Raw genomic sequence first — 11,562 nt, forward strand, 5'->3', positions numbered from 1 at the left:
ATTATTTTTGTCATTTCGATAACAAATATGACGATTGTTTAAGTAAAGTGTTACCAAAGTTTTGTTAAAAATTATAAGACTGCATAAAATTGATTTAGTTTAATTAAATTAGCTGTATGAGTAAGAGAATATTTTTTTGTCTTTTTATAGTGCTTTTTACAATGCCAATTGTTGGTTATGCTCAACGCATTAAAACAGTTTTGGAACAAGAAACTTCATCTTCGGCTGATTTTTATTGTGGTTTAGATAATTTTAGAAATAGCTATTTCATAAAAAATAATGTTTTTGTAAAACAATCTGGAAACCAAACTTGGGAATACAAAAACCTTCCGCTAGGAAAAATCACTTCGGTTGACATTATTAATCCCTTGCAAATTGTCTTGTTTTACGAGCAATTCAATACAGCCATTATGCTCGATAATCAGCTGAATGAAATTAGGAAAATAGACTTTACCGAAATAAACAATTCCTTAATCATTTCAAAAATTGGTTTGGCAGGACAAAATCAGTTTTGGATTTACAATGCCATTACTCAAAAATTAATTCTTTTTGATTACCTAAAAAACACCGTGAAAGAATTACCCATTCCGATAGAACACGAAATTAAATTTTATCAAACCGATTTCAATACGTTCTATTGGATTGACGAATACAACAATTGGTTTTCCTGCGATATCTTTGGAAAAAAGACGCTCTTAGGCAATATTCCTGCCTTTGAAAACATTCAAATCATTGATAATGAAAAGCTCCTATTTTCAGTTGGAGTAAAATTATACTACTTGAATACCAAAACCCAATCGGTGATAGAAATAGAAATTGTTGAGAATTCGTTTGGAAATTTTTATTACAAAGACCAAATTTTATCTATTTTTACCAGCCAAGAAATTAAGAATTATAAAATAAAAATACCATAATGCATATAGCAGTCGCAGGAAACATCGGTGCAGGAAAGACAACTTTGACAAAATATTTGGCAAAACATTTTAAATGGGAACCTCATTTTGAAGATGTAGTTGACAATCCTTATTTGGACGATTTTTATCATCAAATGGAACGCTGGAGTTTCAATTTGCAAATTTATTTCCTCAACAGCAGATTTCGTCAGGTTTTGCAAATTCGAGAAAGCGGAAAAAACATCATCCAAGACCGAACAATCTATGAAGATGCACACATTTTTGCACCCAATCTTCACGCAATGGGTTTAATGACCAATCGCGATTTTGAAAACTATACCTCGCTATTCGAATTAATGGAAGGATTGGTTGGCGCACCGGATTTGTTAATCTATTTGCGAAGTTCCATCCCAAATCTTGTGGGACAAATTCACAAACGCGGACGCGATTATGAAAACTCGATTTCGATTGATTACCTGAGCCGATTGAACGAACGCTATGAAGCTTGGATTAGTACTTATGAAAAAGGGAAATTATTAATCATTGATGTTGATGATATCGATTTTGTCAACAATCCCGAAGATTTAGGAATGATTATCAATAGAATTGATGCCGAGTTAAACGGGTTGTTTTAGAAACTTATCTCCTAAAAACATCCCTAAACTGATACAATAATCGTTCTATCAATCGTAAATCTTCAGTAACTATTTCAGCCGAACCAGACATTTCTTGTTGAAATGTGATTTGCTTTTTATAAGAAGTTTTTAAACCTTCTGGCAATGAAACATCGATTAAAAGATTTCCTTCTTTATCTGGAGTTAAGGAAATGGCGCTAATTTTTCCTTTTAGCATTCCAAATTCACGATCTGGGAAATTAGATAAACGAATATTTACCTCTTGACCAACTTTTATTTTCCCAGAGTTTTGAGCTGGAGCTTTAACTTTACCCAAATAATTTTTACCAACGGATGGGATTATTGCAAATACATTGTCTCCAGCATTTACCGTTTGATTTTCCGTCCATATTTGAAGAAAAGTTACTCTTCCTTCGATAGAAGAACGTAAAACATAATTCAATTCCCAATTTTTAATTACTTTTTTTAATTCATAAAAAGACTGAAATAAATTTCGCTCAAGGATTACAGTTTCTTTGGTCTCGTTTATTTTAGTTGTTTTGGTTGTTCTATTCAAATCATTCAAAGAAGATTTCATTTGAGAAACAGAACTCAATAAGCTTTTATAATTCTTTTCTGCTTGCAAATACTGTAACCGTTGCTTTTCTATTTCCTGCGCTGCAATAATTCCTTTTTTGAACAAATTCTCATAACGTTCCAAGTCGTTTTTTTGCAGAACCAATTCATTCTGAGTAATCTCTTTCTGTGCTACTAATAACATCAAACGCTCTTTCAATTGTTGACCTTCATAGTTTTGTGCATTATTCTCAACTTTGTAGGGTTGTAATTTTGAATTAAGCTCATCAGCAATATATTCTTTTTGAAATAAAGCAAAAGAACTTTCAACTTCACCTAGTTGAGTTGTTTTGAGCAAATGAAATGGAAATGAAGTTTTATCCAAATTAATAGTATCAACTATACTTTTTAAAAGAAAAATATCTTTATAATTTGCCGCATTTTCTATTATTGCTAATGGCGTATTCTTCGAAATATTTTCTTTATCCTCAATTAAAATAGCTTCTATTCTTCCCGAAGTTCTAGCAATTAATTTTTCCGGTGGAATTTGGGTAGTGATGACGATTTCAGTTACAATGATATCAGGATATTTTACAAACCAGGAAACCAAAAATACTAAAAAAAGTAACAATAGTATGACAACATTCCCCCAACGAATCATCCAATGAGGAACACGCGTCAAGATTTCTTGTACTTCTTCGCTTCTTAATTCTATTTCTTTAATTTCAGGCATATTTAGTTTTTTTGTCACACTGAGCGCAGTCGAAGTGCTATGTTCCTAACTGCAATTGATTTTTCACTAATTCGTAGTAGTTTCCTTTTCGTTTTATTAGCTCTTGATGATTTCCAGTCTCAATAATTATTCCTTTTTCCAACACTACAATTTGGTCAGCATTCATCACGGTACTTAGTCGATGAGCAATTACAACAACTGTTTTGTCTTTGAAAAACACATTTAATTTTTCCATAATTTCCTTTTCATTATTGGCATCAAGTGCCGATGTTGCTTCGTCAAAAAACAACATTTCAGGATTTTTATAAACGGCTCTTGCAATCAATAATCGTTGCTTTTGTCCAGTACTCATCCCAACGCCTTCCATACCAATTTTGGTATTAAAACCAAGCGGATAATCTTCAATGAAATTTTTAATATTGGCAACATCAGCTGCATAAAGTAGTTTTTCCTTATCGATGCTATCAACACCAATAGCAATATTATTGGCAATAGTATCATTAAAAATATAACCTTCTTGCATGACAGAACCAATATGGCTTCGCCAATATTTTGGAGCTATTTTACTCAGAGATGTTTTCCCTACTAAAATTTCTCCAGCATTAGGTTCATAAAATTGTTGAAGTAATTTCATTAAAGTAGTTTTTCCACTTCCACTAGTTCCTACTATCGCTGTTATTTTATTTGGAGGAATAATTAGATTTAGATTTTCTAAAACATTTACATCGGAACCAATATAGCGAAAAGATAAATCCTTGATAGTGATTGTGGCATCTTTAGGAATTTCTTTTATTTTCTCATCAATACTAGCTGTTTCATCTTCTTTTTCGTGAATTTCAGAAAGACGTGCTAGTGAAATCTTTGCATCCTGTGCTTCTCTAATAAAGCTTATTAATTGAACAATTGGTCCATTTAAACTTCCTACTATACTACTGATTGCCATCATCATACCTAACGTAATTTGTCCATCAATGACCAATTTAGCAGACAGAAAAATGATGATGATATTCTTTAATTCATTAATAAAATTAGAACCTATACTTTGTGTTTGTTCCAAAACCAATCCTTTCATCGAGACTTTAAAAAGTCGTGCCTGAACATATTCCCAACCCCAACGTTTTTGTTTTTCAGCATTGTGCAGTTTTATTTCCTGCATGCCGTTAATGAGTTCAATTACTTTGCTTTGCTCCTGACTAACTTCTGAAAATCGCTTATAATCTAGAGCTTCTCTTCGCTTGAGAAAAAGTGTTACCCACAAAAAATACAGTAAGCTTCCAATAAAAAAAACAGTAAAAATTTTCAAATTATAATACGCCAAAACACCGCCCATGATAAACATATTGAAAATCGAAAACAAAACATTCAACGACGAAGTAGTTAATATTCGTTCAATTCTATGATGATCACTGATGCGTTGCATGATATCTCCAGTCATCCTAACATCAAAGAAGGATATAGGCAAGTTCATCAGTTTGATGAAAAAATCGGATATCAAGGAAATATTAATTCGGGTAGATAGATGGAGCAATATCCAACTTCTGATAAGTTCCAAAGCCGTTTTTCCAAAAAACAAAAACAATTGTGCAGCCAAAACCATATAAATAAAATGGATGTTTTGATTTTGGATACCTACATCAACAACACTCTGCGTTAAAAACGGAAAAATAAGTTGCAACAAACTTCCAGCCAGCAGACCGATTATTAACTGAACTACAAAAGATTTATAAGGAAATATATATTTGAATAACAATCCAAAACCAAATGCTTTTTCTTCTTTATCAAATTCTGATTGATAAAATTTAGGTGTAGGCTCAACCAATAAAGCAATTCCTTCCTCGGTGTCTTCCTCAGCTTTATTACCAATCCAGTTTTTTATAAATTCTGCTTTACTGTACTCAAGCAATCCAAAAGCAGGATCAGAAATAAATATCCTATCTTTTTTGATTTTATAAAGGACTACATAGTGATTAGCATTCCAATGCAAAATACAAGGTAAAGGTGCTTCATTTACTTTCTCAAAAGAAAGTTTCACGCCCAAAGTCCTAAAACCTATTTGTTCTGCTGCTTCAGAGAGGTTTAATAAATTACTTCCTTCACGGGTAGTCTCTGACAAACTACGAAGCTGTTGTATATTGAGGTTCTTACCATAGTGTTTGGCTATGATTTTCAGGCAGGTTGGCCCGCAATCCTTGGCATCGGCTTGTTTGTAGTGAGGAAATTTTTTACCCATCTTTTTTTACCAATTCTTGCATTCCATAATACTCAATTGCTTTTTGCTTCAATGGATTTGTACTCCATTCTTCCCATTCGTTAGTATAGGGATTGTAACCACATTTTAATGGTTTTGAGTACTGATTTTCGGGTTCTTCAACATAAGCTCTACAATCAGTACAAATATGTCTAAATTCACAATCTTTACAAATATCTATTTGATCTTTGGTAATGTTCCAGTATTTTTTAAAATCAGGATGATTCAATGCTTCTTCTAGTGTAGTGTCTTTTATGTTGCCAAAGCTTTGTGACATTGATGGGCAGTTTTTTATGTTGCCGTCTTTGTCTATGGAGATTTTACGATTTAGACAAGTGTTATGGTGTTGGGATTCTGTAAAAAGTTGAATGTTTGAATAAAAATACTCCTGATTAATAATTCCGCAATGTTTTTCATTAAGTATATTTCTTTTGACTTCCATTATGTAACCCATTTTTTGAGTTATAGAATTGTAGCTCTTATTGTTATGAGAATTGTATATAATAATTGAATGTATTCTACTATTATCTGACAATAATGAATTCAAATCTTCAATTACCAAGAACTCATTATGTGGTATTATAAAATCAATGGAAACAATCCTCGATTTTCCATCTTTTAAAAGTTGAGCGATATATCGTAAATAATCGATATTAATTTTACTAAAAAAGCGTAACTGAATGTAGGAACATTTTAAAGTTTCAAATTGAATTAATAACTTTTTAAAATCGTGAATTATCTCATCATAATCAATCAATATGTTTGTAATAGATGAAGGAGAATCCCAAACAATATCTATCTTGGGAAATAAGTCAGGATTTGGATTAAAAAAAATTAATTTATTTTCGATTAGAAAATCAAAATATTCATCAATTATCGCATTATATTTTTGCTTAAAATCATTTCTTATATCTTCAACCGATTTACCATTGTACTGAATTAATACATCATATAACCCATTCGGTATGAGATAATGTTTATTATTTTGAGTATCGCAAATTATGCTTCTATTAAAACCCTTAACAGGAATACAATCTGCAAATAAGACGAATTTAGATTCTTTCAATTTAAATTATTTTTGAAATGGGTTTGACGAAAGGTTTGGATATATTTCGAGAATTTTGATAAGCTTGGATAGTGATAAGACTGCTTTTATGCTTTATCTGATTTTGATGTTCTTTATTAACTTTTAAAGTATTAAAAACATTTACAGGTTTTTTATTTTCCATTTTTTAAAATTTCAGCCAATTTGTTTTCTAGTTTGAAATTACATACATTATTGATGAAACTTATTTGTCCTGTAGGATTAATTTCGAGAAAATAATACTCATCATTGCTGTACATAAGGTCTGCAGAACCGTAATTCAAATTAAATTTTTTAAAAACATTTTCAAGTTTATTCATTATGTTTAAAGGTAATTGAAAAGGAACAATTCTTAGACTATCCATATTTCTGAATTTACTCCTAATATCTATATTATCATCAAAATTGTGAACAGCGGCTGAATAAAAAGTACCATCAATGTAGATTACCCTAATCTCAAAATCGGCTATAATTCTCTCTTGAAAAAAAGAAATAGTGTATTCGTTTGGTAACTCTGAGAGAATTTCCGAAGTGATCTGGAAAGTTGAGTTAAAATTATACAAAAACTCATCATCCTCATAAAAGTAACTATCTAATATTCTTTTAGAAATAATACCATTTTTATTTTCATATTTCTTGTAAAACTTTAGCAGTTTTTCTTTTCCCCCAGTAATTAATGTATGTGGGATTTTTAATCCTTGTTGTTTTGCTTCTATCATCATATCAAGTCTATTAGTTTCAAAGTCAGCTATTCGCTTTCCTATTTTTTTAATAGGTTTTTGTAAAACAAAAGCATCATTCAAAACTTCATAACATTTATTTTCATAATCATCAGTACCTGAATTAATACATCCTCCATTAAACCAAATACTCCGAATTTTTTCCAATTCTATATTTTTTAAATATTCATTCTTTAAAATATAGGAACTACTTTCATTACTAAAATTCATTGATTCAATTTCAACTTTATCAAACTCTCCTATTCTAAAAAAGTCAATATTTAAATAATCTATTACATTATTCACAAAATCGTCAACATCTTTACTGTAGATTAAAACCATAATGATTACTTATTTTTCATAAAACTCCCAGTCATCGGTGAGCTTCATTATGAAATTAAAATTTTGGTTATAATAATCATCTTTCTCTTTTGGATTGCTAGCATTGTATTCTGAAACTATAAAATTTCCATAATCCATAATAAATCCGTTTGGATTGTTAAATCTGAAGATGATTTTCTTTACAGCCAAATCATTTTTACCACATGACTTTGAATTGTATAAATTACCCTTATAGATATGAAAGCAAGAATTGTAAAACATGACGTTATTTGGACTTCTTTTACTATCATATTCATACTTTTCAATACCTTTATTGAGCAACTCATTCAAAATTTTGAGATCTTTAGGTTTCTGCTGAATAGCATGTCTAATTAATACATGATAATCAGGAGATGCTATCAAAATAGTATCATTTTTTACATAAACCCCTATTTTTTCTTCAGACGGATAACCCTCTTTTTTTAATAATTCTATTAATTTATTTGTAACCCTTTCAGTAGTTTCATAGAGAACTTTATCATTTCTAGTTTCTAAGCCATATTCTTTTTGGTCTTCTTCAACTAATTGCTCTATTTGTTCTTTTAAATTAATATTTTTTTTATTTCGGCTTTCAATAAATAATGAGTCATAATCTGAGATAAATTCATTCCATTCACGATTTTTTCTCAATGAACTAAGTATTTTAGAATTAAAATATTTTTTTTCAACCCCTTTCTGGGCTAATTTTTTTCCAAAATAAAATGCATTTTTAAAATCTCTAGATAATACAGCACATCGTATAGCATTGTGAATATCTCTTGCAAAAATTGTTTTGTATTCTTTATCTAAAAGGAGATAGCTTTCTTTGGCGAAAGCATATTGTCTTTTTAAAATATAATTTTCGGCTTTTTCAGTAAACGTATAATAATTTACCTCTTTTGCACTTTGCTTTTCCTTCTCTATATCTGCAACCAATCTATTTTGAACGATAAGCGGTCTATATTCCATTTCCTCTCTCCTAAGTATCCGTTTTTGTTTGTTCTTATCAGGTTCATATATCATTGCTCCAATATCAAAAATCTCAGAATAACAATTTAGACCACCAAAAGCGAGTAGAGTATTTTTAGTAACTTTACCTTTTATCTTAAAATATCTTTTCCCTTTTGCTTTTGTTCGATAGTGTGAAGAATTTTTAAAATAGAAAGCAGGAAAGGAGTCAATTATTGTAGTTTCATCTACGTCTTTGTTATTCAATTTCGTTTCTATATATTCTTCATTAACAATTTTTCTATAATAACAATGCTTGATTGTATCTATTTTTTCTCCAAGAAATACATCAATAGTGTTTTCTACACTATTCTCATTCTGTAAATTCAATGCTAAATCACCCCAACCGCCTGACACATATCCTTCTATTTCTATGATACTATCATTCGGGTTGAATCTCGCTTTTTCAAATTCCACCTTCAAAAAATGCATATAAAGTCCTTCCACGTATTGAAAAGTTCTATAAACCTTATTTCTAAAAGTTAAACCATAATTAATTAAACCTTTGTAGCTCCTATCATCCACGAAATATGAATTTAACAAAGTATCTTGCTTATTAGGAATCCATTTATTTTTGTATTTCCATAAATTATAAGTTTGATCATAGATTTTATTTCTTTCAAAATTCTTTTGATGATAACTACTTTTAAATAATCTGTTTTGACCAGTAACTGAAAAAGTAAAAAAAATATTTAAAAAGAAAATTAATGATACAATAGCTACTCTTCTCATTATTTTAAATGTGTATGCATTATAAATTTTATTTTGATTACTCATAATAATCAAAATAGTATTGACGGGATTTATTAGTACATCAAATAAGCCTAAATGAATAGGCTTACTTGAAAACAACTAGTTTTTGTATTAATTTTAAAAACGCCCCTGTATTTCACCGCATTCTGCGGCACTAATTATCCTAACATTTGTTCTGTCATGGTAAGTAATACTACCATTACGATCAATATCATATCCAAAATCATACTCATAATGGGCATTAGGATTAGACGCTAAGGTTCCAGTACCACATCCATGACCACCAGGAGTTTTTGTACCACCACCATTTAATTGAAACATTTGCTCTTTTTTTAAAGTGTTTTCTTTAAACTTGTCATTCTTTAAACTTTCTAGTTTCATAATTCCTAAAATTTTAATTATTAAATTGATTTCCTAAAAACATTATACATAAGCTTACTTTCCACAACGTACACTTTGTTTCAATATAACATAATGTAAGAATGATTTTAATTATTTCAAATCTATAAGGAATAAATAAAAAGTAACGCTACTTTTTATCCTAATTATGTTAACCTTTTAGAGAATATTTCTTTAGACAATATTTGAATTCATAACATATTCTCAATAATCTTTAAACAAGCTAATTCTAACTTGTTCAAAGCAATACACTAGACTATACTATTTCCCTTAACCTACTAGTGCTGATTTTAACGCCCAAAGTCCTGAAACCAATTTGCTCGGCAGCTTCGGAGAGGTTTAACAAATTACTTCCTTCTCAGGTTGTTTCAGATAAATTACGAAGTTGTTGTATGTTAAGAGTTTTACCATAGTATTTAGCTATGATTTTCATGCAAGTTGGACCGCAGTCTTTGGAATCGGCTTGTTTGTAGTGAGGAAATTTTTTACCCATCTTTTTTTACCAATTCTTGCATTCCATAATACTCAATTGCTTTTTGCTTCAATGGATTTGTACTCCATTCTGCCCATTCGTTTGTATAAGGATTGTAACCACATTTTAATGGTTTTGAGTACTGATTTTCGGGTTCTTCAACATAAGCTCTACAATCAGTACAAATGTGCCTAAACTCACAATCTTTACAAACATCTATTTGATCTTTGGTAATGTTCCAGTATTTTTTAAAATCAGGATGATTCAATGCTTCTTCTAGTGTAGTGTCTTTTATGTTGCCAAAGCTTTGTGACATTGATGGGCAGTTTTTTATGTTACCATCTTTGTCTATGGAGATTTTTTTATGCAGACAAGAATTGTGATTTAATGATTCTAGTACTTTTAATTTATTAGTATTGAAATATTTTATATCAACAATTCCACAATGTTTAAAAGACTCTATTTTGTTTTTTAAAAAATTCAATTTAAAGGTTGTTTTTTTACCATAAAGAATTTCCTTCTTTGTATTATGAATGGTGATTGATGTAATACTAAAATTATATTCGTCTATTTTAGGTAGAAAAACTAAAAGATCTTCAGAAAATTCTAAAATTAACTCAATTCCTCTAGCCTCAATACTTTTGGTTACAACTAAAAGATGCTTTAAATCTTCTATTGGAATTGGATAAAAACATGTAAACTGTACATTTACAAGAAGAAGTTTTTCTAGACAATTTACGATTTTTTCTAAATGTTTTAATGTATCTGGACAAACTTCAACTATCGCATTACTACAATATGAAGGAAAATCAAAAGTAGTATCCATATCAACAAATCTATCAAATTCATCACTATCACATGTCAAACCTAGACTATTGCTAGATAAAAACTCCATATACTCGTTCATAACAACTTTACTTTCTTCATTGTACATTTCATAAACATCCTCAATAGACACTTTCTTTTTAAAAAACTCTATAACATCAATAAAGGTATTAGGAACAATATGAAAATTCTGTCTTTGTAAATCAATAATTAAACCTCTATTAGCTCCTGTTGAAACAATAGAGGTTGAAAAAAAATTATAATAATTCTTGTCCACCATTTAAAATCTAGAAATTTGTTTATAAAATGAAGATATAGCAAATCTATTGCTTACAAACTTTAGTGATTTTGTTATTTTACCATCTGAGACCGCACTCTCTTTATAATCTAATTCTGTATTATAAATCAATGGCATTTTAATTAAATTTCTTTTTACTATTTTTTTTACTTCACTTTTATTCATATCATAAATAGTCTGCTATTAAGTTTTCAATATTATAATTACAATTATATGATAAGGCTCCAAATTGACCAACCGGATTAACTTCTAAAAAATAATATTCATTACTATAAGTAACAATCATATCTATTGAACCTGAATTAAGCTCAATTTTTCTCATAAAAAAAATCAATTTTTCTTCGATTTCTATTGGTAATTTATAAGGAACTCTTCTATTAGGCTTTTCTTTTTGATAATTTCTATAGTCTATTTTAGTTTGCTCGCTTTCCTGAGAAAATATAGCCATTGAATATAACTTATCGTTTAAAAAAAATATTCTTAATTCATACTTCTTTTGGATGTATTCTTGTAATAAAGAAGGGAAAAAATGCTCCTTCTTTTTTAAATTCTTATCCACAAATTTTGTATAACAATAAAC

Annotated in this window: 10 protein-coding genes and 1 pseudogene; 2 read left to right on the top strand and 9 right to left on the bottom strand. The window is 29.4% G+C overall.

The window, feature by feature from the left end:
- Positions 1 to 116 precede the first annotated feature (116 nt).
- Positions 117 to 914: a hypothetical protein gene (locus IAI56_RS05400; protein WP_222940979.1), complete on the top strand. Its 798-nt coding sequence runs from the start codon at positions 117 to 119 to the stop codon at positions 912 to 914.
- Positions 914 to 1,528 carry a deoxynucleoside kinase gene (locus IAI56_RS05405; RefSeq protein WP_187656903.1) on the top strand — a complete coding sequence of 205 codons (615 nt, stop codon included), beginning with the start codon at positions 914 to 916 and terminating at the stop codon, positions 1,526 to 1,528. The genes IAI56_RS05400 and IAI56_RS05405 overlap by 1 nt, the downstream gene beginning before the upstream one ends.
- A gap of 4 nt (positions 1,529 to 1,532) precedes the next feature.
- Here IAI56_RS05405 and IAI56_RS05410 read toward each other — a convergent pair whose 3' ends face one another.
- The 9 genes and pseudogenes from IAI56_RS05410 to IAI56_RS05450 all read right to left on the bottom strand — a co-directional run.
- Positions 1,533 to 2,816: an HlyD family secretion protein gene (locus IAI56_RS05410; protein WP_187656904.1), complete on the bottom strand. Its 1,284-nt coding sequence runs from the start codon at positions 2,814 to 2,816 to the stop codon at positions 1,533 to 1,535.
- Positions 2,817 to 2,853: 37 nt separating this feature from the next.
- The gene (locus IAI56_RS05415) at positions 2,854 to 5,046 is read right to left on the bottom strand and encodes a peptidase domain-containing ABC transporter (RefSeq protein WP_187656905.1); all 2,193 of its coding nucleotides are present in this window, start codon (positions 5,044 to 5,046) and stop codon (positions 2,854 to 2,856) included.
- Positions 5,039 to 6,130 carry a grasp-with-spasm system SPASM domain peptide maturase gene (gwsS, locus tag IAI56_RS05420; RefSeq protein WP_187656906.1) on the bottom strand — a complete coding sequence of 364 codons (1,092 nt, stop codon included), beginning with the start codon at positions 6,128 to 6,130 and terminating at the stop codon, positions 5,039 to 5,041. The genes IAI56_RS05415 and gwsS (IAI56_RS05420) overlap by 8 nt, the downstream gene beginning before the upstream one ends.
- Before the next feature lie 152 nt (positions 6,131 to 6,282).
- A complete protein-coding gene (locus IAI56_RS05425; RefSeq protein WP_187656907.1) occupies positions 6,283 to 7,209 on the bottom strand; it encodes an ATP-grasp domain-containing protein in 927 nt (308 codons plus the stop codon).
- 9 nt (positions 7,210 to 7,218) lie between these two features.
- Entirely contained in the window at positions 7,219 to 8,967 is a 1,749-nt protein-coding gene (locus IAI56_RS05430; RefSeq protein WP_187656908.1) for a hypothetical protein, read from the bottom strand.
- A gap of 138 nt (positions 8,968 to 9,105) precedes the next feature.
- Positions 9,106 to 9,369, bottom strand: a complete 264-nt coding sequence (locus IAI56_RS05435) for a hypothetical protein (protein ID WP_187656909.1) — start codon at positions 9,367 to 9,369, stop codon at positions 9,106 to 9,108.
- A 283-nt stretch (positions 9,370 to 9,652) separates the two neighbouring features.
- Positions 9,653 to 9,880: pseudogene (locus IAI56_RS05440) on the bottom strand (cysteine peptidase family C39 domain-containing protein); the annotation flags it as partial.
- A complete protein-coding gene (gene gwsS, locus IAI56_RS05445) occupies positions 9,873 to 10,964 on the bottom strand; it encodes a grasp-with-spasm system SPASM domain peptide maturase (protein WP_187656910.1) in 1,092 nt (363 codons plus the stop codon). The pseudogene IAI56_RS05440 and the gene gwsS (IAI56_RS05445), both read right to left, overlap by 8 nt.
- Positions 10,965 to 11,148: 184 nt before the next feature.
- Positions 11,149 to 11,562 (bottom strand): ATP-grasp domain-containing protein (locus tag IAI56_RS05450; protein ID WP_483400931.1); only part of this gene is annotated, 414 nt, incomplete at its 5' end.

Origin of the sequence: Flavobacterium macrobrachii, from assembly GCF_014486675.1 — a bacterium.
GTDB lineage: Bacteria > Bacteroidota > Bacteroidia > Flavobacteriales > Flavobacteriaceae > Flavobacterium > Flavobacterium macrobrachii.

Coding starts and splice junctions, on each gene's coding strand:
- IAI56_RS05435 (WP_187656909.1), bottom strand. CDS start 9,369: ATGAAACTAGAAAGTTTAAAGAATGACAAGTTTAAAGAAAACACTTTA.
- IAI56_RS05430 (WP_187656908.1), bottom strand. CDS start 8,967: ATGAGAAGAGTAGCTATTGTATCATTAATTTTCTTTTTAAATATTTTT.
- IAI56_RS05415 (WP_187656905.1), bottom strand. CDS start 5,046: ATGGGTAAAAAATTTCCTCACTACAAACAAGCCGATGCCAAGGATTGC.
- IAI56_RS05410 (WP_187656904.1), bottom strand. CDS start 2,816: ATGCCTGAAATTAAAGAAATAGAATTAAGAAGCGAAGAAGTACAAGAA.
- gwsS (WP_187656910.1), bottom strand. CDS start 10,964: ATGGTGGACAAGAATTATTATAATTTTTTTTCAACCTCTATTGTTTCA.
- IAI56_RS05405 (WP_187656903.1), top strand. CDS start 914: ATGCATATAGCAGTCGCAGGAAACATCGGTGCAGGAAAGACAACTTTG.
- IAI56_RS05400 (WP_222940979.1), top strand. CDS start 117: ATGAGTAAGAGAATATTTTTTTGTCTTTTTATAGTGCTTTTTACAATG.
- IAI56_RS05425 (WP_187656907.1), bottom strand. CDS start 7,209: ATGGTTTTAATCTACAGTAAAGATGTTGACGATTTTGTGAATAATGTA.